Origin of the sequence: Streptomyces sp. NPDC047049 (assembly GCF_040643995.1) — a bacterium.
Classification (GTDB): Bacteria; Actinomycetota; Actinomycetes; order Streptomycetales; family Streptomycetaceae; genus Streptomyces; species Streptomyces mooreae.
In genome coordinates this window covers 559,571-579,385 of the sequence record NZ_JBEYVM010000001.1, presented here as the reverse complement: position 1 = coordinate 579,385, position 19,815 = coordinate 559,571, and the positions used below count along the sequence as shown (strand labels likewise).

The 19,815-nt window shown below is 71.9% G+C and carries 18 protein-coding genes; 8 read left to right on the top strand and 10 right to left on the bottom strand.

The window, feature by feature from the left end:
• The first annotated feature begins 194 nt into the window (after positions 1-194).
• Positions 195-1,304 carry a potassium channel family protein gene (locus tag ABZ851_RS02720; protein ID WP_361121076.1) on the top strand — a complete coding sequence of 370 codons (1,110 nt, stop codon included), beginning with the start codon at positions 195-197 and terminating at the stop codon, positions 1,302-1,304.
• 72 nt (positions 1,305-1,376) lie between these two features.
• Here ABZ851_RS02720 and ABZ851_RS02715 read toward each other — a convergent pair whose 3' ends face one another.
• The 5 genes from ABZ851_RS02715 to pdhA all read right to left on the bottom strand — a co-directional run bounded on the left by ABZ851_RS02715 (position 1,377) and on the right by pdhA (position 8,310).
• Positions 1,377-3,206, bottom strand: a complete 1,830-nt coding sequence (locus ABZ851_RS02715) for a molybdopterin-binding protein (RefSeq protein WP_361121073.1) — start codon at positions 3,204-3,206, stop codon at positions 1,377-1,379.
• Positions 3,203-4,180, bottom strand: coding sequence for a DUF6457 domain-containing protein (locus ABZ851_RS02710; RefSeq protein ID WP_361121070.1), 978 nt, complete (start codon positions 4,178-4,180; stop codon positions 3,203-3,205). Before ABZ851_RS02710 ends, ABZ851_RS02715 begins: the two co-directional genes overlap by 4 nt.
• 217 nt (positions 4,181-4,397) lie before the next feature.
• Positions 4,398-6,083, bottom strand: a complete 1,686-nt coding sequence (locus ABZ851_RS02705; protein ID WP_361121067.1) for a dihydrolipoamide acetyltransferase family protein — start codon at positions 6,081-6,083, stop codon at positions 4,398-4,400.
• On the bottom strand, positions 6,083-7,120 hold the full coding sequence (locus ABZ851_RS02700) for an alpha-ketoacid dehydrogenase subunit beta (RefSeq protein WP_328385766.1): 1,038 nt from the start codon (positions 7,118-7,120) through the stop codon (positions 6,083-6,085). The genes ABZ851_RS02705 and ABZ851_RS02700 overlap by 1 nt, the downstream gene beginning before the upstream one ends.
• Entirely contained in the window at positions 7,117-8,310 is a 1,194-nt protein-coding gene (gene pdhA / locus ABZ851_RS02695; protein WP_361121064.1) for a pyruvate dehydrogenase (acetyl-transferring) E1 component subunit alpha, read from the bottom strand. The genes ABZ851_RS02700 and pdhA overlap by 4 nt, the downstream gene beginning before the upstream one ends.
• A gap of 224 nt (positions 8,311-8,534) precedes the next feature.
• Between pdhA and ABZ851_RS02690 the strand changes: the two genes are divergently transcribed.
• Positions 8,535-9,107 carry an Lrp/AsnC family transcriptional regulator gene (locus ABZ851_RS02690; RefSeq protein ID WP_361121061.1) on the top strand — a complete coding sequence of 191 codons (573 nt, stop codon included), beginning with the start codon at positions 8,535-8,537 and terminating at the stop codon, positions 9,105-9,107.
• A 112-nt stretch (positions 9,108-9,219) separates the two neighbouring features.
• Here ABZ851_RS02690 and ABZ851_RS02685 read toward each other — a convergent pair whose 3' ends face one another.
• Both ABZ851_RS02685 and ABZ851_RS02680 read right to left on the bottom strand, forming a co-directional pair.
• The gene (locus ABZ851_RS02685; RefSeq protein WP_336047472.1) at positions 9,220-9,810 is read right to left on the bottom strand and encodes a TetR/AcrR family transcriptional regulator; all 591 of its coding nucleotides are present in this window, start codon (positions 9,808-9,810) and stop codon (positions 9,220-9,222) included.
• Between the two features lie 11 nt (positions 9,811-9,821).
• The gene (locus ABZ851_RS02680) at positions 9,822-11,333 is read right to left on the bottom strand and encodes a 3-hydroxyacyl-CoA dehydrogenase (protein ID WP_361121058.1); all 1,512 of its coding nucleotides are present in this window, start codon (positions 11,331-11,333) and stop codon (positions 9,822-9,824) included.
• Between the two features lie 148 nt (positions 11,334-11,481).
• Between ABZ851_RS02680 and paaN the strand changes: the two genes are divergently transcribed.
• Complete coding sequence (paaN, locus tag ABZ851_RS02675; protein WP_361121055.1) at positions 11,482-13,164, top strand: phenylacetic acid degradation protein PaaN; 1,683 nt, start codon at positions 11,482-11,484, stop codon at positions 13,162-13,164.
• A 126-nt stretch (positions 13,165-13,290) separates the two neighbouring features.
• Here the strand turns inward: paaN and ABZ851_RS02670 are convergent, their stop codons facing one another.
• From ABZ851_RS02670 to ABZ851_RS02660, 3 genes are read right to left on the bottom strand one after another with little or no spacing between them, the layout of a single operon-like run.
• Positions 13,291-13,965, bottom strand: a complete 675-nt coding sequence (locus ABZ851_RS02670; protein WP_336047476.1) for a TrmH family RNA methyltransferase — start codon at positions 13,963-13,965, stop codon at positions 13,291-13,293.
• A complete protein-coding gene (locus tag ABZ851_RS02665; protein WP_361121051.1) occupies positions 13,962-15,371 on the bottom strand; it encodes an HTTM domain-containing protein in 1,410 nt (469 codons plus the stop codon). Before ABZ851_RS02665 ends, ABZ851_RS02670 begins: the two co-directional genes overlap by 4 nt.
• Positions 15,368-16,039 (bottom strand): DUF5819 family protein, encoded by a 672-nt coding sequence (locus ABZ851_RS02660; RefSeq protein WP_361121791.1) that lies wholly within the window; start codon positions 16,037-16,039, stop codon positions 15,368-15,370. The genes ABZ851_RS02665 and ABZ851_RS02660 overlap by 4 nt, the downstream gene beginning before the upstream one ends.
• 167 nt (positions 16,040-16,206) lie before the next feature.
• Here ABZ851_RS02660 and paaA point away from each other — a divergent pair, with 167 nt between their 5' ends.
• Genes paaA through paaE form a run of 5 tightly spaced genes read left to right on the top strand, consistent with a single transcriptional unit; the run spans position 16,207 to position 19,742 of the window.
• The gene (gene paaA, locus ABZ851_RS02655; protein ID WP_361121048.1) at positions 16,207-17,157 is read left to right on the top strand and encodes a 1,2-phenylacetyl-CoA epoxidase subunit PaaA; all 951 of its coding nucleotides are present in this window, start codon (positions 16,207-16,209) and stop codon (positions 17,155-17,157) included.
• Positions 17,154-17,492, top strand: coding sequence for a 1,2-phenylacetyl-CoA epoxidase subunit PaaB (paaB, locus tag ABZ851_RS02650; RefSeq protein ID WP_361121045.1), 339 nt, complete (start codon positions 17,154-17,156; stop codon positions 17,490-17,492). The genes paaA and paaB overlap by 4 nt, the downstream gene beginning before the upstream one ends.
• Complete coding sequence (gene paaC / locus ABZ851_RS02645; RefSeq protein ID WP_361121042.1) at positions 17,492-18,208, top strand: 1,2-phenylacetyl-CoA epoxidase subunit PaaC; 717 nt, start codon at positions 17,492-17,494, stop codon at positions 18,206-18,208. The genes paaB and paaC overlap by 1 nt, the downstream gene beginning before the upstream one ends.
• Complete coding sequence (gene paaD / locus ABZ851_RS02640) at positions 18,202-18,699, top strand: 1,2-phenylacetyl-CoA epoxidase subunit PaaD (protein ID WP_088798774.1); 498 nt, start codon at positions 18,202-18,204, stop codon at positions 18,697-18,699. Before paaC ends, paaD begins: the two co-directional genes overlap by 7 nt.
• Complete coding sequence (paaE, locus tag ABZ851_RS02635; RefSeq protein ID WP_361121039.1) at positions 18,699-19,742, top strand: 1,2-phenylacetyl-CoA epoxidase subunit PaaE; 1,044 nt, start codon at positions 18,699-18,701, stop codon at positions 19,740-19,742. Before paaD ends, paaE begins: the two co-directional genes overlap by 1 nt.
• The last annotated feature ends 73 nt before the right edge of the window (positions 19,743-19,815 follow it).

Below are 19,815 nucleotides of genomic sequence, written 5' to 3'. Positions count from 1 at the left end.
GGTGAGAACCTCCGCCTTGGGGAGCACGCGTCGTAGCGGCACCACGACGTGGCGGGGGGAGATGCTGCCGGCCTGCCGCCGCACGCCGACTCCCGCCGCGGCCGGGCACGCGGGGTGCCCGAATCAAGGAGCATGGGAGCTATGTCTCCTTCACAGACCGTCTCAGCCCAGGCCGCTCCGGGAGCGCCGGCCGGATGAGCGGCGAGCAGCAACCGCGCCGCGGGACGGGCAGTTCCTCGACCCTCCGCTCCCTGTGGTCCCGCACCCGGACCGAGGCCAAGGACGACACCGAGGCCGGCCGCTCCATCCTCCTGCCCGCCCAAGGCATGGTGCCGCCCCTCCAACAGGTCCTGCGGCGGCTGGTGATGGCGCTCGGCGTACTGGCCCTCACGACGCTGCTCGTCTGGTTCGAGCGCGCCGGATACCGCGACAGCGCCCACGACGAGGTCGATTTCCTCGGCGCGGCCTACTACGCGACGGTCACCCTCTCGACCACCGGTTACGGCGACATCACCCCGGTCAGCGAGGGCGCACGGCTGACCAACATCCTGGTCATCACGCCGCTCCGCGTGCTGTTCCTGATCATCTTGGTCGGCACCACGCTCGAAGTCCTCACCGCGCGCACCCGGCACCAGGTACGCATTCACCGTTGGAGGTCCCGCATGCGAGATCACGTCGTCGTCATCGGGTACGGGACGAAGGGCCGCCACACCATCGAGACGCTGATCGGTCAGGGCGTCCCGAAAGAGCAGATCGTCGTTGTCGACCCGCAGAAGACCGTCGTGGACGCCGCCGGCAGTGACGGCTTCGTGAGCGTGCACGGAGACGCGACCCGCTCCGACACGCTGACCAGAGCCGAGTTGCAGCGTGCCGCCCGCGTGGTCGTGGCCACCCAGCGCGACGACACCGCGGCCCTGGTGACGCTGACGGCACGGCAGCTCAACACGCACGCCTCGATCGTGGTGGCCGTCCGGGAGGACGAAAACGTACCGCTGCTGAAGCAGAGCGGCGCCGACATGGTCATCACGAGTTCCAGTGCGGCGGGGCGGCTGCTCGGTATGTCCATGGCCAGCCCGTACGTCGGCACGGTCCTGGAGGATCTGCTGACCTACGGGAGCGGGCTGGACCTCGACGAGCGACCGGTGACGAAGAGCGAGGCCGGCCGCTCACCCCGGGAGCTCGGTGATCTGGTGGTGGCGGTCGTACGGGGGCACCGGGTGCTGAGCTACAGCGATCCGCAGGCCGCGACACTCGAACTCACCGACCGCGTGATCACCATCCGGCAGGCGGTGCCGAGCAGCTGACGCATGCGCGGCACCGGTGCGCGGCCGAGGGCGCCTGGCCGGGGGTGTGCGTGGCAGAGGGTGCGCCCGGCCCTACCCGGCCCCCGGAGCGGTCCAGCCCGTCGAGGAGCCCGGGGACCAGCCCGCGGACGCCCCAGCCGACCAGGGAAGTTCCAGGAGTTCGAGCTCGGTGCCACGCTCCGCGCCACCGGGCGGGACGACGGCCAGCGCCTCTGCGGCGGCGATTCCGCGCAGCATGGCGGGGCCGTGGAAGCGCAGCGGCGCCGCCCTCAGGCCGTGCCGTTCGTCCTCGCGGTAGGCCACCGGAACGAGCCGGGTGTCCCGCGGATGCCCGTGGACCGGGGCGGCCAGCGGCGCACGGTACGGCGCGGCAGGAGGGCGCGCGGCGAGCGTACGGAGCAGCGGTTCGGCGAGCGTGACCAGGCCGGAGACGGCGGCGAGGGGGTTGCCGGGCAGGCCGACGAGATGCCGGTGCGGGGCCAGGCGGGCGAGCAGCATGGGGTGTCCGGGGCGTACCGCGACACCGTCGACCAGCACCTCGGCGCCCAGCCGGCGCAGCGTGGGGTGCACATGGTCGAGGGGGCCCGCCGCGGTGCCGCCCGTGGTGATCACCACGTCGGCGGTGGACTCCGCAACGGCGGCGTACAGGACGTCGGCGTCATCGGCGAGATGGCGGGGCGCGGCCGCTTCGACGCCCAGGGCATGCAGCCACGGCGCGAGCATCGGGCCGAGCGCGTCCCGGATCCGGCCTTCCTGGGGCAGGCCGTGGTCCAGCAACTCATCGCCCAGCACGAGGATTTCGGCGCGTGGCCGGCGGTACGCGGTCAGCTCGTCGTAACCGGCCGCGGCGGCCAGGCCGAGCACGGCAGGGGTCACCAGGGCGCCAACGGGCAGCAGTTGGTCGCCGCGGCGGCACTCCTGACCCCGCGGACGGATGTCCTGACCGGGCGGCGCGGGCTGCGGCGCGTACAGCCGCCGCCCGCCGTCACTCAGCTCACGGACCTCGCCGTGCTCGCTGCGCAGCACGGCGGTGGCACCGGACGGCACGCGCGCACCGGTGGCGATCGGGATCGCATGCCCGTCGTGGAGCGCCCGGTCAGGGGCGTGGCCTGCGAGGATGCCGGGAGGGGGGCCGGGATGGGGGCCGGGATGGGGGCCGGCCTCGGATGCGCCGGCGGGGTGGTCGAGACGCCAGGGGCCGGGGCCGGACACCGCCCAGCCGTCCATCGCCGAGGTGTCGAACGACGGCAGATCGGTGAGCGCGGTGAGGGGCGCGGCGAGCGTACGGCCGAGCGCGTCGCCGAGCGCCGAGGTCACGGGCTCGGGGGGACCGGCCACGGCGCGCTCGGCGATGTCCCGGGCGGTGTGCCACGGGACGGCGACCGGGGTGGGACGGGAGCCGTGGCCGGGGGGAGGCGGGGGGTCCGCAGGGTCTTCGGGGCCTTCGGGGCCTTCGGGGCCGACGGGGGCGGAGGGGCGGGAAGGCCCGGAGGGGCGGGAGGCGCCGTTGCCGGGTGCACGTGAGGGCCCGGAGGAGCGTGCGGAGGCGCCGGTCCCGGCGGCCATGGGGTCATCGAGGGAGAAGGGATCGTCCGGGGTATAGGGAATGTCGTTGCTGCCCCCGCCGGCGGCGGAGTTGGCCGCCACGGCCTCGCGGGTGGCATACGGCGCCCTGCCGGTCGTAGGCCGCCCGGCCCCGCTGCCCTCGGCCCCGGGCCGTACGCGCGACGGCGCCGTGGCGTTGGCCAGCGCAAGCGCCTCCTCGAACGGGTCGACGCGCCCCTCGTCCGCCGCCGCGCCCCCTGTGCTGCCCACCATTCCGCCGGGCTGCCCGCCGAAATCCCAGCCGGCATCGCCCTCGAAGTCCCCGTCGAATTCCTTGCCGAAGCCCCTGTCGGTCATTCTGCGGGCTTCGTTTCGGCACCCGGGCCGCCGCCGGTCTCCGCCGGACCGGCGGACTCCTCGGCCTCCGCCGCCCAGCGGTTGGCCAGTGCGGTGGCCCGTTCGGTCAGCTCCGTGACGTCCCGGCCCTGCCGGCCCGCCGCGTAACCGATCAGGAAGGTCGTCAGGGGGGCGGCCGGCCGGGCCACACCGTGCGCCGCGTCCCGCGCGAGGTCGAGAAGCGCCGCCGTGTCGACATCGAGCTCGATGCCCAGTTCGGCCTTGACTGCGGTGATCCATTCATCCAACACGTTTCCATGCTCCCTGATACGGGCGCGTGCCGCGCTGAGGTCTTCCCAGGTGTCGCAGTCGAAGGAGGCCGTGGCCGTGACGTCCGGGACCCGTCCGAGCCGCAGCCCGTTCACCAGGGCGCGCAGCGGCAGTCCGGCCAGAGTGCCGTGCCCGGCCCGCACCCGCGCCAGCTCCCGGCGCAGCGACGCGGCCCGGTACGCGGCCACCAGCGGCTGGTCCCGTCCCGAGGCGTCCTGGAGCATCGCGCCGTCACCACAGCGAGGGGCACCGCTGTCCTCCGGCCCTACGGCATTGCTGCCCGGCTCTACGGCGCCGGTGCCCGCCCCGGCGTCACCGGGCGTTCCCGTCGCCGCTGCCAGCAGGCCCTGCACGGCCGCGGTGGTCAGGAACGGGAGATCGGCGGAGAGGACGAGCACCGTCGGGGCGGTGGTGTGCCGCAGACCGGCGTCCAGCGCGGCGAGCGGACCGCCGCCCGGCGGGTCCTCCAGGGCGCGGACGACCGCGCGGGTGGTCGGGCGGTGCGGGCCGACCACGACGGTGATCGCGGCATCGGGGCAGGCGGCGAGCACCCGGTCCAGGAGGGGGCGAGCGCCGACGGACAGGGCGGGCTTGTCCGCCCCGCCGAGCCGTCGGGCCGCGCCGCCGGCCAGCACGATGGTGTCGTAGGCGGTGGGGGCGTTCACCCCTTGAGTATCGCCGGGGGTGAGCGGATCACACCGGTGCCGACGCTGCGGCAGCTGTCAGCTCCGCCACAGCGGAGGCGACGGCCGCCGCCCCAGGTCACCCACCAGACCAGGGGCCCTCACCGCACCGGGCTCACCGACCCACCGGGCTCACCGACCCACCAGGCTGACCGACCACAGCCAGGTGACCACACCGAGCTCACCGGCCACACCGCGCTCACAGCCCCCGCAGCAACAGCGCGGGCTGTTCCACGCAGTCGGCCACATGGCGCAGGAAGCCTCCGGCGGTGCCGCCGTCGCACACCCGGTGATCGAAGGTGAGGGAGAACTGGACGACCTGGCGGACGGCCAGCTCGCCTTCGTGCACCCAGGGTTTGGCGGCTATCCGGCCGACGCCGAGCATCGCCGCCTCGGGGTGGTTGATGATCGGCGTGGAGCCGTCGACGCCGAAGACCCCGTAGTTGTTGAGGGTGAAGGTGCCGTGTGTCAGCTCGGCCAGGGAGAGTCCGCCGCTCCTGGCGGTTTCGGTGAGCCGGGTGATCTCGGCGGACAGTTCCTCGACCGTACGGGCATGGGCGTCCCGTACGACCGGCACGACCAGACCGCGGTCGGTCTGCGCCGCGAAGCCCAGATGGACGGCGGGCAGCCGGACGATCTCCTGGGTCCTGGTGTCGACGGTGGCGTTGAGCTCGGGGAACCGTGCGAGCGCCGCCGTGGTGATCCGGGCCAGCAGCGCGAGCAGCGACACCTTGGGGGCGCCCGCCACATTCATCGCCCTGCGGGCGGCGAGGAGTTCGGTGGCATCGGCGTCCACCCAGCAGGTCGCCTCCGGGATCTCCCGGCGGCTGCGGCTGAACTTCTCGGCGGCCGCACCGAGCATCCCCTTCAGCGGGATCCGCTCCTCGCCCGCAGCGGCGCCGGCTCCCATGGATCCGGGGGCCGTCACGGCTCCGGCGGCGGACGCGGCCCCCACCACGCCGGTCGCACCGGCGCCGACGGTTCCTGCGGCACCGTTCGCCGCCCTGGCATCCACCGAGGCGACCGCCCCGGCCCTCGCCGGGAGCTCCCTCTCCTGCCGCGCCCGGATCGCGCACTCGACGTCCGTACGGAGAATCAGCCCATCACGCCCGGACCCCGTCAGCTCCCGCAGGTCCAGCCCGTTTTCCCGCGCCATCCGACGCACCAGCGGAGAAATGACGGCCACCGTACGGCTGTCGGCATCCACGCCACCGGTGCCGGTCCCGGCCACCCCAGCCGCCTCAGCCGGGCCTTCCGGACCGTTCTCCCCGGTGACGCCGACCGCCCCCGCGGCCGCCGCCCCGGCGTCGGCCGCCCCTGATACACCGGGCGCACGATCGGCCGCTCCCGCTCCCGCTCCGGCCGAGCCGTCCGCCGCTCCTCCGGGTGCCCGCGACGCTCCCGCCATGGGGCTTGCCCCGCCCCCCGGCCGGATCCGGCGCCGCCGCGCCGCCGCTCCGCTCGTGCCGTACCCGACGAGCACATTTCCGGACCCGGCATCCGCCGCACCCTCCCCGGCCGGAGCGGCGACACCGGCGGAAGGCGGCGCCGGCACCCCCGCACCGGCTGCACCGCCCGCCGCCCCCGCACCGGCTCCCGGTCCCTCCCCAGGGCCTACGCCCGCCAGGTCATCGGGCACGGCCCCCACCGCGACCGTCACCAGCGGCGCCCCCACCGGGACTTCCTCCCCCTCCGCACCGAAGCGGGCGGTCACCACGCCCCCATACGGGCACGGCACCTCCACCATCGCCTTGGCGGTCTCGACCTCCACCACCGGCTGGTCGATGGCCACCACCTCGCCGACCTCGACCATCCAGTGCACGATCGTCGCCTCGGTGAGGCCTTCCCCCAGGTCGGGCAACGTGAATTCGCGGACCACGGCCATCACTCACCACGTCCCTCGGTCCAGTCCGACTCCCACTGGAGGCGGGCGACGGTGTCCAGGATCCGGTCCACGCCGGGCAGATGGTGCCGCTCCAGCATGGGTGGCGGATAGGGGATGTCGAACCCGGCGACGCGCAGGACCGGCGCCTCCAGGTGGTGGAAGCAGCGCTCGGTGATCCGTGCGGCGATCTCCCCTCCGGGACCGCCGAACCCGTTGGACTCATGGACGACCACGGCCCGTCCGGTACGCCGTACCGAGGCGCAGACCGTGTCGTCGTCGAACGGCATCAGCGAGCGCAGATCCACGACTTCCAGGTCCCAGCCCTCCGCACCGGCGGCCTCGGCGGCCTCCATGCAGACCGGCAGCGAGGGACCGTAGGTGATCAGCGTGGCGCTGCTGCCGCGGCGCCGGACCGCGGCACGGCCCAGCGGCGCGACCTCGGTGGGCGCATCGGGCGACCAGTCGGCCTTGGACCAGTACAGGCGCTTGGGCTCCAGGAAGACGACCGGGTCGTCGGAGGCGATGGCGGCGCGCAGCAGCCCGTAGGCATCCTCGACGGTCGCCGGGGTGACGACCTGGAGCCCGGGGGTGGCGAGGTAATACGCCTCGGAGGAGTCGCTGTGGTGCTCGACCCCGCCGATGCCGCCGCCGTACGGGATGCGGATGGTCAGCGGCATCGTCAGCGCACCGCGGGTGCGGTTGCGCATCCGGGCGACATGGCTGATCAGCTGCTCGAACGCGGGGTAGGCGAAGGCGTCGAACTGCATCTCGACGACCGGTCGCAGCCCGTACATCGCCATGCCGACGGCGGTGCCCAGGATGCCGGCCTCGGCGAGCGCGGTGTCGGTGCAGCGGTCCTCGCCGAACTCCTTGGCCAGGCCGTCGGTGACCCGGAAAACGCCGCCGAGGGTGCCGACATCCTCGCCCATGACATGGACGGACGGGTCGTCGGCCATGGCGTCGCGCAGCGCGCGGGTCAGCGCCTGCGCCATGGTGGCGGGCTTGCGCGCGGTTGCCGGTGCGGCGGTGGTCGTCATGGCCTGGCCTCCTCGGCGGAGCCGTCGGCGCCCGCGGTGTCCTCGGTGTGTCCGTCGGCCTCGGCGTCCAGCTCGGCGCGCAACAGCGCCGCCTGGGCGCGCAGTTGGCCGGTCTGCTCGGCGAATACGTGGGTGAACAGGTCCATCGGGTCCAGCTCCGGATCGGCGTTCATCCGCTCCCGGAGGCCGGCCGCCAGCTGCTCGGCGCCGTCCCGGGTGGCGGCGACGAATTCGTCGGTGAGCAGATCGCGGGCCGCCAGCTCATGCTCCAGAAGGGCTATCGGGTCGTGCGACCGCCAGGTCTCGACCTCGGCGTCGCTGCGGTAGCGGGTGGCGTCGTCGGCGTTGGTGTGTGCCTCGATGCGGTAGGTGACGGCCTCGACCAGAGTGGGACCGCCGCCCCTGCGGGCCCGCTGCACGGCTTCGGTGAGCACCTCGTGCATGGCGGGCGCGTCGTTGCCGTCGACCAGGCGGCCCGGCATGCCGTATCCGACCGCCTTGTGGGCGAGGGATGGCGCGGCGGTCTGCTTGGCGAGCGGCACGGAGATGGCGAAGCCGTTGTTCTGGACGAGGAAGACCACCGGCGCCTGCCAGACCGCCGCGAAGTTCAGCGCCTCGTGGAAGTCGCCCTCGCTCGTGCCGCCGTCACCCACCATGGCCAGCGCCACCACGTCATCGCCCTTGAGGCGGGCGGCGTGCGCCAGGCCCACGGCATGCGGGAGCTGGGTGGCGAGCGGGGTGCACAGGGGGGCGATGCGGTGTTCGTGCGGGTCGTATCCGTTGTGCCAGTCACCGCGCAGCAAGGTCAGTGCCTGTACGGGGTCGAGGCCGCGGGCCACGGCGGCGAGGGTGTCGCGATAGCTGGGAAAGAGCCAGTCCCGGTCTTCGAGCGCCAGCGCCGCGGCGACCTCGCAGGCCTCCTGGCCCGTGGAGGACGGGTAGACCGCCAGGCGTCCCTGCCGGGTCAGGGCCGTGGCCTGGGCGTTGTACCGGCGGCCGCGCACCAGCTGGGCGTAGAGCCGGGTCAGCAGTCCGGAGTCGAGCTGGGCCGCGGCATCCGTGCCCAGGAGGCGGTACGGCTCCTCGTCGGGCAGGAGGGGCGCGGGATCGACGCGCGGACGCCAGGCGGGCGGGGGGCCGGCCAGGCTGCTCTTCTTCCTGCTGCTGCCGGGCTGCTCTAGGACCGTCATGCCGAGCACCTCCTCGGATCGAAGGGGTGGCGCGATGCGCCTCATGTGGGTGGTGGGCGAACGGCGGGTGGGCAGGATGGAATCGGCCAGGGCGGGTACGCCCTGCCCTACCGATTGTTCGGTCGTTGATGCATTTTGGCTACAGGCGCACTCAGCCTGTGGACAAACGGTTCTCCACAGCTTGAGATGAAGACAGGGCGTCCACGAAGGGGAGGCGGGACCATATGCCGGGCGAACAGATGGCCAATTCCGAGGGGCAGCCGTCCGCACCACCCGCCGCCACCCCGCCGGCCCCCGCACCGCCGACGCCACCGGTCCAGGCACCAGCGCCGGCACCGGCCCCCGCCGCACGCCCGCTGGACACCATCGACCGCTCCATCCTGCGCATGCTGCAGACCGACGGCAGGGCCTCGATACGCTCCGTGGCCGAGCGGGTGCACGTCTCGCGCGCCAACGCCTACGCGCGGATCAACCGGCTGATCGACGACGGTGTGATCCGCGGCTTCAGCGCCCTGATCGACCAGGAACGCGCAGGTCAGGGCGCTTCGGCATATATCACGCTGAAGATCGTGCAGAACTCCTGGCGGACCGTGCGCAAGCAGCTCACGGCGCTGCCGGGGGCCACCCACATCGCGCTGGTCAGCGGCGATTTCGATGTGCTGCTCCTGGTCCACACCAAGGACAACCGCGAGCTGCGGGAGCTGGTCCTCACCCGTATCCAGTCGATACCGGAAGTGCTCAGCACCCGCACCCTGCTGGTCTTCGAGGAGACCGACCTCGGGCCCGAGGAAGACTGATTCCCCGGTGCGGCCGACAGACACCGGGGCGGATCAGGACCTACACAGGTCAGGCCCTGCGAGCCCGGCGTCAGGCCCTGCGAGCCCGGCGTCAGACCCTGCGAGCCCGGCGTCAGGGCTTGCGCAGCCCCGCGAACGCCGTACGCACCACGGCCTCGGCGACCTCGTCACGGCTCACCGCACCGCCCCGCCCCGGCCGGTACCACTCCACGATCGAGTTGATCATGCCGAAGAGCAGACGGGTGGCCAGCCGGATGTCCACGTCGGCCCGGAGGTCACCGTCGGCTGCGGCCTGCTTGAGCAGGTCGGAGACCTCGTGGTCGAACTCCCGGCGGCGCTCCATGGCCCACCGCTCGGTGTCCGTGTTACCGCGCACCCGCAACAGCAGCGTCACATACGGGAGTTCGTCCATCAGCACCTCGGCCACGCGCCGGGTGACATGCTCCAGCCGCTCGATCGCCCGCCCCTCAAGAGCTCCCGGCTCCTCCAGCACACCGAACAGCCCGTCCAGCGCGCGGCTTATGGCACGGCGCAGCAGCTCTTCCTTGCTGCGGACATGGTGGTAGATCGAGGACTTCGAGATGCCGGCCGCTCGGGAAAGGTGCTCCATGGACGTGCCGTCGTAGCCGCGCTCGATGAACACCTCGACGGCGACCGCGAGCAGCGAATCGGGCGTGTAGGTGTCGCGCTTGGCCATGGTCATGATTAGAGCACCTATTCCTCGAGGTCTGCACGGCGCCGTAGCGCCCAGGACGGTACGTAGCGTCCGCCGCCGCTCTGGCGGTGCATCGAATCCAGCAGATCCCGCACCCACCGGGCACCGAGCCGCTCGACCCACTCCATGGGGCCGCCGGGGTAGTTCACGCCCAGCCGCATGGCCGTGTCGATGTCCTCGGGACTCGCGACCCCGCGGGCCGCGGCATCCACGGCGAAGTCGCTGATCATCGCGATCGTCCGGGCGACGATCATCCCCGGTACGTCCTCGATGACGCTGACCTGCTTGCCCAGCGCCTGGAACAGCCCGACCGCCTCGGCGAGGTCCGTCTCGGAGACCGCCGCCGAGGCCGCCAGGGCGATACGGGTGGCGGCGCGGTAATCCAGGGAGAGGTCGAAGCGGATGTGCTTCCCGTGGACGTCCGGCGTCGCCGCACCACCGTTGGTCAGTGCCAGGCGGGCCCCACCGGGCAGCCGCAGGAAACCCTCCGGCTCCTCCGGTGTCCGGTCGCGGGTGACCTTGATGCCCGCCTCCTCGATGAGCTCGCACAGCACCACCGCGGGGCCGGGCAGCTCCGCGTGCAGGCCGACGGACCCGGGCGCCGGACAGGGCGCAGCGGTCCGCGGTTCGGGCCGGCCGGCGCCCTCCGAGTAGTCGAACCACCCACGGCCCGCCTTGCGGCCGTGCAGCCCGGACTCGACCAGCCGGCGCTGCGCCAGGGAGGGCGTGAACTTCGGGTCCTGGAAGAAGGCCTGCCACACGGAGTGGGTGACCGCCTCGTTCACGTCCTGCCCGATGAGGTCGGTCAGTTCGAACGGCCCCATCGTGAAGCCTGCGCCCTCACGCAGCACCGCATCGATGGTGGCCGGGTCGGCGGCCCGCTCCTCGTAGGCACGCAGCGCTTCGGCGTAGAAGGGGCGGGCGATCCGGTTGACGACGAAACCGGGGGTGTCCGTACAGCGCACCGGCTTCTTGCCCCAGGCCGCGGCGGTGTCGTACGCGGTGGTGGCGGCGGCCTCCTCGGTGGCGAAGCCGCTGATCACCTCGACCAGGGGGAGCAACGGTGCGGGGTTGAAGAAGTGCATGCCCACACAGCGGCCGGGGTGGCGCAGCCGGCCCGCGACCGCGGTCACGGACAGCGAGGAGGTGTTGGTGGCCAGCAGGCAGCCGGCCGCCACGACGTCCTCCAGCGCGGCGAAAAGCTCCTGCTTGGCGGGCAGTTGCTCCAGGATCGCCTCGATGACCAGTGCGGCGTCGGCCAGCTCGGGAAGGGCGGTGGCGGGGGAGAGGCGCCCGCGGGCGGCATCCCGCTCGTCCGCCGTGATCCGGCCCTTTTCGACCAGCCGGTCCAGCCGTCCCGTGACCGCCTCGGCGGCTTGTCCGGCACGCCCGGGGGCGGTGTCATAGAGGCGTACGCGATGGCCGGCGACCAGCGCCACCTGCGCGATGCCCTGCCCCATGGTGCCGGTGCCCACCACTGCCACGGTGCTGCTGGTTGCGAGAGCCGTCATGCCAGCTGATCCTCCCCGACCCGACTTTTCCACAGGCTGGCCGGGCCCTCTTGCCCCGACCGATCGTTCGGTTACTCTAACTCCGTTGCCCTGTCCGCTCCCAGTCCCTATCCGCTCTCCGCCCAGCTCGACGAGGAGTTGGTCATCGATGGCCGCCGAAATGACCGCAGCGCAGTTGATCGAGAAGCACCGCCCGACCCTCGACCAGGCGCTGGAGGCGATCCGCACCCGCGCGTACTGGTCCCCGCACCCCGAGCACCCGAAGGCGTACGGCGAGAGCGCCGCACCCGACGGGCTGGCCGCCTTCGAGGCCCTGCGCGGCCGCCGGTTCGAGCTCGACCAGCCGGGCACGGACGACTGGACCGGCGGGGAAGTCTCGCCGTACGGCCTGAAGTTGGACATCAGCTATCCGCACCCGGACGTGGACGTGCTGCTGCCGGCCATGCGCGCCGCGCTCCCCGCCTGGCGGGACGCCGGCCCCGAGACGCGCGCGGCGGTGTGTCTGGAGATCCTGGCCCGGATCAGCGCCCGGACCCATGAGTTCGCGCAGGCCGTGATGCACACCAGCGGCCAGGCCTTCATGATGGCGTTCCAGGCGGGCGGCCCGCATGCCCAGGACCGCGGCCTGGAGGCGGTGGCCTACGCGTACGCCGAGCAGGCCCGCATCCCGGAGCAGGCGCCGTGGTCCAAGCCGCAGGGCAAGCGCGACCCGCTCGAGCTGACCAAGAGCTTCACGGCCGTGCCGCGCGGCGTCGCCCTGGTGATCGGCTGCAACACCTTCCCGACGTGGAACGGCTATCCGGGCCTGTTCGCCTCTCTGGCGACCGGCAACCCGGTGCTGGTCAAGCCGCATCCGCGCGCCGTGCTGCCGCTGGCGCTGACCGTCAAGGTGGCCCGCGAGGTGCTCACCGAAGCCGGCTTCCCCGCCGACCTGGTGTGCCTGGCCGTGGACAGGCCGGACGAAGGCCTGGCCAAGACACTGGCCGTCCGCCCCGAGGTCCGCATCATCGACTACACCGGCTCGACCGCCTTCGGCGACTGGCTGGAGACGCACGCCCGGCAGGCGCAGGTCTTCACGGAGAAGGCCGGCGTCAACACCGTCGTCATCGAATCCACCGATGACTACAAGGGCATGCTCAGCAACCTCGCCTTCTCGCTGTCGCTCTACAGCGGCCAGATGTGCACCACTCCGCAGAATCTGCTGATCCCCCGCGACGGCATCACCACGGACGCCGGCCCGAAGTCGTACGACGAGGTGGTCAGCGACCTCGCGGGCGCGGTGGACGGCCTGCTGGGCGACGACGCACGGGCCAACGCCCTGCTGGGTGCCATCGTCAATCCGCAGGTCAAGGAGCGGATCGATGCGGCGGCCGGGCTCGGCGAGGTGGCCCTGGCCTCCCGTGAGGTGTCCAACCCCGAGTTCCCCGGCGCCACGGTACGCACCCCGGTGATCGTCAAGCTGGACGGCGCCAAGCCGGACTCCGAGGCGGTCTGTTTTTCGGAATGCTTCGGCCCGGTGTCCTTCGCGGTGGCCGTCGGTTCCGCGGCCGACGCGGTGGATCTGCTGCGGCGCACGGTCCGCGAGAAGGGCGCCATGACGGTCGGCGCGTACACCACCTCCGCCGAGGTCGAGCAGCTGGTGGAGGAGGCCTGTCTGGAAGAGTGCGCCCAGCTGTCGCTGAACCTGACCGGCGGGGTCTATGTGAACCAGACCGCGGCGTTCTCGGACTTCCACGGCTCGGGCGGCAACCCGGCGGCCAATGCGGCGCTGTGTGACGGCGCCTTCGTCGCCAACCGCTTCCGGACGGTGGAGGTGCGACGGCCGGCGTGACGGATGCGGGTGCCGGGGTCCCGCGCCCCGAGTGCGGGACCCGGGGCCGAGCGCGGGACCTGAGGCCCGGGCCCGGGACGTTCTCCTGGGCCCCGCGCCGGACACCCGGCGGGGGCCCGGGGCCCGTCAGCCGCCGTCCGGCCCCTCGATCCGCGCATGGCGGCCGATCCAGGCATGCATCGCGATGGCGGCCGCGGCCCCCGCGTTGATCGAGCGGGTCGAGCCGAACTGCGCGATCGAGCAGACCAGCGAGGCATGCCGTCGCGCCTCCTCGGTCAGCCCCGGCCCCTCCTGGCCGAACAGCAGCACACAGCGCCGCGGCAGCGCGGTCGTCTCCAGCGGCACGGAACCAGGGAGATTGTCGATGCCGATGATCGGCAGCTCCTCGGCCGCCGCCCAGGCGGTGAGGTCCGCGGTGTCCGGGTGGTGGCGGACGTGCTGGTAGCGGTCGGTCACCATCGCGCCGCGGCGGTTCCAGCGGCGCTGCCCGACGATATGGATCTCCTTGGCCAGGAACGCATTCGCGGTCCGTACGACCGAGCCGATGTTGAAGTCGTGGCCCCAGTTCTCGACCGCCACATGGAAGTCATGGCGGCGGGTGTCGAGGTCGGCGACGATCGCCTCGCGCCTCCAGTAGCGGTAGTGGTCGACGACATTGCGGCGGTCACCGTGCGCAAGCAGCTCGGGGTCCAGGCGGTCGTCCTGCGGCCAGGGCTCCGGATGCGGTCCGACCCCGATCTGGGGCCCGTACCCCTCGTCGTACTGCAGGGCCTCGGCGGGGGCGGTTTTCTCGCTGCTCACCCTACGAGCGTATGGCCACCGCCGCCGTGCCCCGTACGGGCCTCCGGCTCGCCGCCCCCGGACCCGTCGGCCGGCCGGGCCGCGGCGCCGCGCGAGAAGAGCCGTTCGCGCAGGCCGGAGAAGCGTGCGGAGACCCAGGTCAGGAAGTTCGTCGGCAGAAAGACCGCGTCCGCGGTGATCATCGCGAGCGAGAAGAACGGCAGCCCGAGCAGGAACGCGATCGAAAGGTGCTCGCAGATCATCGCGACCAGCAGCACATTCTTCAGCCGGCGGTTGAAGACCGTGAACGGGAAGGCGACCTGCACCATCACCGTCCCGTAGGTGATCAGCATGACCATCACACCGTTGCTGCCCAGCAGCTCGGACAGCGCCGGCCAGGGGGAGAAGTAGTCCAGGTGCATCGGGTAGTAGACCGCGGTGCCGTCCTGCCAGCGTGAGCCCTGGATCTTGTACCAGCCGGCCGTGGCGTAGATCAGGCAGACCTCAACCATGATCACCAGCAGTGCGCCGTTGTGGGCGAGCTTGGCGAGGGTGTCCAGTACGGTGCGCGGCTCGCCGGGTGCGTAGCGCTGCACCGCCCACCACAGACCGTGCACCAGCCACAGGCCCCACAGCGCCAGGCTCCAGCCGATGTGCGGGAACGGGCCGCCCTCGGACCAGCTGAGGCCGTAGCTGCCCTGGAGCTGGGCGGCGGCCAGACCGAGGCCGAGCACGGCCCACAGGATGACGCCGGGCAGGTCGCGGGAGGCAGGTGCGCGCCCGGATTCCTCGCCACCGGCAGCGTGCGCGGCGGCCGCTGCCCGCTTCGCCCGGCGTGCGTCCAGCGACCAGACCTGCCCGCACCGGGTCAGCACGAGGTACATCGACATCAGGTGGATGACGTTGTCGCCGCCGTCGCCTATGAAGATGCTGCGGTTCTGCAGCGAGAGCACGCCCACCATGAACAGCACCGACATGGTGCGGGTGCGCCAGCCCAGCATCAGCAGCGCGCCGGCCACGACAGCCATGAGGTAGACGCACTCGAACCAGCCGCGGCTGTCGGACCAGGGGAGCACCGAGAAGGCATGGTTGCCGTCCAGTAGGCGGCGGGCCATGTCCAGGTTCCAGGGGCTGTCGGGCCCGTAGAGCACCCCGCGGTGCGGCCACTCGCGCAGCAGGAACAGCAGCCATGTCGCCGAGAAGCCGATCCGTATCACGGCGGTCTGGTACGGGGCCAGCGCACGGCTGGTGACCAGCCCGAAGCCGCGTCCGATGGCGCGCTCGATGCGGGTCTCCCGGTAGGCGTCGGGCTCCGGGGGCGTCTGCGGCGCCTGGGCCTGCCGCGGTACGTCGGCCGTCTCCGTGGTGTGCGGGGCCTGCTGGTCGCTCGGCGTCTGCTGAGGCTGGTGGGGCTTCGGTGACGTCACTGGCCGTTCGCCCCCTTGGGCAGGTCGTCTGCGGTGACCTGCCACCAGGGCAGCACGCGGTACACGGGCTTCTCGCTGATCTTCTCGGAGCTCCATGGCGGCGGGCGGACCGCCGTCGTCTGCGAACGGACCTGTACCTGTTCGACGCGGCCGCCGCCCTTGGTCCATTCGCCGTCCATGCGGAGCATCACGATCCGCCGGATATAGCGCTCGGACAGCTCACCGCGCAGGCCGACGGGGCGGCTCTGCGCGTTGTGGGTGTTGACGAAGAGCTCCCAGCCGCGGCGCAGTTGGTTCTGCTGGGTGTGGCTGGGCAGCGGGTTGTGGAGGATGCCCTGGCCGTCGCGGGCGGTCAGATCGGTCCAGCCGGTGGTCCGCGGGGCACCGTCCCCGGTGCGCAGCTGCGCACGGACCTGTACCGCGATGTTCTGCTGCAGCGGATTGGGGGCGAACAGCTTCCAGTTCTGTTCGTACTCGGGGTAGACGTAGTCGCTGATCAGGGCGCCCTGCTGTTTGCTGAGCGTGTTCGACGGCGCTACGTGCAGGAACATCATGGCGAGATGAATCGCGACGATGACCGCGAGGGCGCAGGCCGCCACCCCTATGACGATCCGCGAGGGCAGCGAGAGCGCGGACAATGGCCGCGTTTCGTCCCCGTATGACTGCATTCCCGCCCCGTTCCCAGAATCCATGCGGTCAACTCCGCTCCGGAACCGTACCTACGCGGCCGCGCCGGGCACACCCTCACCCGAGTTATCCACAGGCTTGACACCCGCGGTCCGCCCGCTCACCATTGAACCGAACGATCGGTCGGTCGGGAGCGAGGGGGCACCACATGACGACGATCGCGCCGGAGGAAACGGCACGCGAGGCCGTATTCGACGCCACCGTGGCCGCGGACGAACGCATCGAGCCGCGGGACTGGATGCCGGACGCCTACCGCTCGACACTCGTGCGCCAGATCGCGCAGCACGCCCACTCCGAGATCATCGGCATGCAGCCGGAGGGCAACTGGATCACCCGCGCGCCGTCCCTGCGCCGCAAGGCGATCCTGATGGCCAAGGTGCAGGACGAGGCCGGTCACGGCCTGTATCTCTACAGCGCCGCCGAAACCCTGGGCACCGGCCGCGACGAACTGCTCGACAAACTGCATTCCGGCCGCCAGAAGTACTCCTCGATCTTCAACTACCCGACCCTGACCTGGGCCGACGTCGGAGCCGTCGGCTGGCTGGTGGACGGCGCCGCGATCACCAACCAGGTCCCGCTCTGCCGCTGTTCGTACGGCCCCTACGCCCGCGCGATGGTCCGTATCTGCAAGGAGGAGTCCTTCCACCAGCGACAGGGCTACGAACTCCTGCTGACCCTCAGCCGCGGCACCGAGGCACAGCACGCCATGGCGCAGGATGCGGTGAACCGCTGGTGGTGGCCCTCGCTGATGATGTTCGGCCCCCCGGACGACGAGTCCTCGCACTCCGCGCAGTCCATGGCCTGGAAGATCAAGCGGCACTCCAACGACGAGCTGCGCCAGCGCTTCGTGGACATCTGCGTCCCCCAGGCCGAAGCCCTCGGGCTCACGCTCCCGGACCCGGAACTGACGTGGAACGACGACCGCGGCCACTGGGACTTCGGCCCGATCGACTGGGCCGAGTTCCGCGAGGTCCTCAAGGGCAACGGCCCCTGCAACGAACAGCGGATAAGCCGCCGGCGGCAGGCTCATGAGAACGGCGCCTGGGTGCGCGAGGCAGCCGCCGCACACGCGGCCAAGCACGGGGAGGTCACCCGATGACGACACCACGCCCTGCCGAAGCCCCCGCGACCACCGCGGGGACGGCCGACCGGCCCGCCGACTGGCCCCTGTGGGAGGTCTTCGTCCGCAGCCGCCGCGGACTCTCCCACACCCACGCCGGCAGCCTGCACGCACCGGACGCGGAGATGGCGCTGCGCAACGCCCGCGACCTCTACACCCGCCGCTCGGAAGGCGTCTCCCTCTGGGTGGTGCCCTCCGCGCAGGTCACCGCCTCCTCGCCGGACGAGAAGGACAGCTTCTTCGAGCCGGCCGGTGACAAGCCCTACCGCCACCCGACCTTCTACGAGATCCCGGACGGGGTGCATCACCTTTGATGAACGTCACCGCCACCCCGGCCCTGCCCCTCGGGGACGACGCCCTGATCCTCTCCCACCGCCTGGGCGAGTGGGCCGGGCACGCCCCGGTCCTGGAGGAGGAGGTCGCCCTGGCCAATATCGCGCTGGACCTGCTCGGCCAGGCCCGTGTGCTGCTCTCCCTCGTGGGCGATGAGGACGAGCTGGCCTATCTGCGCGAGGAGCGGCAGTTCCGCAACCTCCAGCTCGTCGAACAGCCCAACGGCGACTTCGCCCACACCATCGCCCGCCAGCTCTACTTCTCCACCTACCAGGAGCTGCTGTTCGACCATCTCGCCACCACCGAGAGCGAGTTGGCGCCGCTGGCCGCGAAGGCCGTCAAGGAGGTCGCCTACCACCGCGACCACGCCCATCAGTGGACGCTGCGCCTGGGCGACGGCACCGACGAGAGCCACACCCGGATGCAACGTGCCCTGGACGCCCTCTGGCGCTTCACCGGCGAACTGTTCGAGCCGGTGGCAGGACTGGAAACGGTGCCCTGGCCGGCCCTGCACGACAGCTGGACCGCACGCATCACCGCCACCCTGGAACAAGCCACCCTGACCGTCCCCGAAGGCCCCCGGCACGGCGCCTGGACCGCCGGCGCGGGCCGCCAGGGCCTGCACACCGAATCGTTCGGACGGCTGCTCGCCGAGATGCAGCACCTCCACCGCAGCCACCCGGGGGCGGCATGGTGACCACCACCGCCCTCGAAGAGGAACTGCTTGCCCTGGCCGGCTCCGTTCCCGACCCGGAGCTGCCGGTGCTCACCCTCGCCGAACTGGGAGTGCTGCGCGGGGTACAGCTGACCGGCCCCGGCCGGGTCGAGGTGCGTCTCACCCCCACCTACACCGGCTGCCCCGCCATCGAGACGATGTCGGCCGACATCGAGCGTGTGCTGCACGACCACGGGATACCCGAGGTCGAGGTCCGCACGGTCCTCAGCCCGCCGTGGACCACGGACGCGATCACCGCCGAGGGCCGCCGCAAGCTCGCGGAATTCGGTATCGCACCCCCGCGCCCCACGGGACCGGCCGGCGGCCCGGTCGCCGTCGACCTCACCCTTCGCTGCCCGCACTGCGGATCGACCGACACCACCCTGCTGAGCCGGTTCTCCTCCACGGCATGCAAGGCACTGCGACGCTGTGAGTCCTGCCGCGAACCCTTCGACCACTTCAAGGAGTTGTGATGTTCCACCCGCTCCAGGTCCGGGAGATCGAGCGGCTCACGGACGACGCGGTGGCCGTCACCTTCGCGGTCCCGCCCGAGCTGCGCACGGCCTTCCGGCACACTCCCGGACAGCACATCGCCCTGCGCAGAACGGTCGACGGCCAGGAGATCCGCCGTACCTACTCCATCTGCACCCCGGCCACCGACCAGCCCGTCCTGCGCGTGGGCATCCGCCTCGTCGAGGACGGCGTCTTCTCGACCTACGCGCTCAAGGAACTCGCCGTCGGCGACACGGTGGAGGTAATGGCCCCGGCCGGCCGGTTCACCCTCGCACCACGTCCCGGACATTTCGTCGCCATCGTCGGCGGCAGTGGCATCACCCCTGTGCTGTCCATCGCCGCCACCCTGCTCGAACGGCAGCCGGACGCCCACTTCTGCCTCATCCGCAGCGACCGCACGGCGGCATCGACCATGTTCCTGGAGGAGGTGGCCGACCTCAAGGACCGCTATCCCCAGCGCTTCCAGCTCATCCACACCCTCTCGCGCGAGGAGCAACAAGCCGGCCTGCCCTCCGGCCGCCTGGACGAGGCCCGGCTCCGCTCCCTCCTGCCGGCGCTCCTGAAGATCGACTCCGTGGACGGCTGGTACCTCTGCGGCCCCTACGGCCTGGTCCAGGGCGCCGAACGCGCCCTCCGCGCCCTCCAGGTGCCCCGCACCCGCATCCACGAAGAGATCTTCCACGTCGAAAACGGCACCCCGACCGCCCCCGCCGCCGCCACCCCCGCGCACAGCACCGTGACCGCCACCCTCGACGGCCGCTCCGGCACCTGGCCGGTCCACGACAGCGAGTCGCTGCTCGAGGCGGTCCTGCGCAACCGCGCGGACGCCCCGTACGCCTGCAAGGGCGGCGTCTGCGGCACCTGCCGCGCCTTCCTGGTCTCGGGCGAGATCCGCATGGACCGCAACTTCGCCCTGGAATCCGACGAGGTCGACGCGGGGTACGTCCTCGCCTGCCAGTCCCACCCGGTCACGGAGAAGGTCGAGCTGGACTTCGACCGATGACCCCGATGAACCTGATGAACCTGATGAATCCGGTCCGGGCGGAGGCCACCGCATAGCGCTCGGCAGACGCCCC

Excerpts from the sequence above, each read along its gene's own strand:
- ABZ851_RS02720 (WP_361121076.1), top strand. The coding sequence starts at position 195 with ATGAGCGGCGAGCAGCAACCGCGCCGCGGGACGGGCAGTTCCTCGACC.
- ABZ851_RS02715 (WP_361121073.1), bottom strand. The coding sequence starts at position 3,206 with ATGACCGACAGGGGCTTCGGCAAGGAATTCGACGGGGACTTCGAGGGC.
- ABZ851_RS02705 (WP_361121067.1), bottom strand. The coding sequence starts at position 6,083 with ATGGCCGTGGTCCGCGAATTCACGTTGCCCGACCTGGGGGAAGGCCTC.
- ABZ851_RS02700 (WP_328385766.1), bottom strand. The coding sequence starts at position 7,120 with ATGACGACCACCGCCGCACCGGCAACCGCGCGCAAGCCCGCCACCATG.
- pdhA (WP_361121064.1), bottom strand. The coding sequence starts at position 8,310 with ATGACGGTCCTAGAGCAGCCCGGCAGCAGCAGGAAGAAGAGCAGCCTG.
- ABZ851_RS02690 (WP_361121061.1), top strand. The coding sequence starts at position 8,535 with ATGCCGGGCGAACAGATGGCCAATTCCGAGGGGCAGCCGTCCGCACCA.
- ABZ851_RS02685 (WP_336047472.1), bottom strand. The coding sequence starts at position 9,810 with ATGACCATGGCCAAGCGCGACACCTACACGCCCGATTCGCTGCTCGCG.
- ABZ851_RS02680 (WP_361121058.1), bottom strand. The coding sequence starts at position 11,333 with ATGACGGCTCTCGCAACCAGCAGCACCGTGGCAGTGGTGGGCACCGGC.
- paaN (WP_361121055.1), top strand. The coding sequence starts at position 11,482 with ATGGCCGCCGAAATGACCGCAGCGCAGTTGATCGAGAAGCACCGCCCG.
- ABZ851_RS02660 (WP_361121791.1), bottom strand. The coding sequence starts at position 16,039 with ATGCAGTCATACGGGGACGAAACGCGGCCATTGTCCGCGCTCTCGCTG.
- paaA (WP_361121048.1), top strand. The coding sequence starts at position 16,207 with ATGACGACGATCGCGCCGGAGGAAACGGCACGCGAGGCCGTATTCGAC.
- paaB (WP_361121045.1), top strand. The coding sequence starts at position 17,154 with ATGACGACACCACGCCCTGCCGAAGCCCCCGCGACCACCGCGGGGACG.
- paaC (WP_361121042.1), top strand. The coding sequence starts at position 17,492 with ATGAACGTCACCGCCACCCCGGCCCTGCCCCTCGGGGACGACGCCCTG.
- paaD (WP_088798774.1), top strand. The coding sequence starts at position 18,202 with ATGGTGACCACCACCGCCCTCGAAGAGGAACTGCTTGCCCTGGCCGGC.
- paaE (WP_361121039.1), top strand. The coding sequence starts at position 18,699 with ATGTTCCACCCGCTCCAGGTCCGGGAGATCGAGCGGCTCACGGACGAC.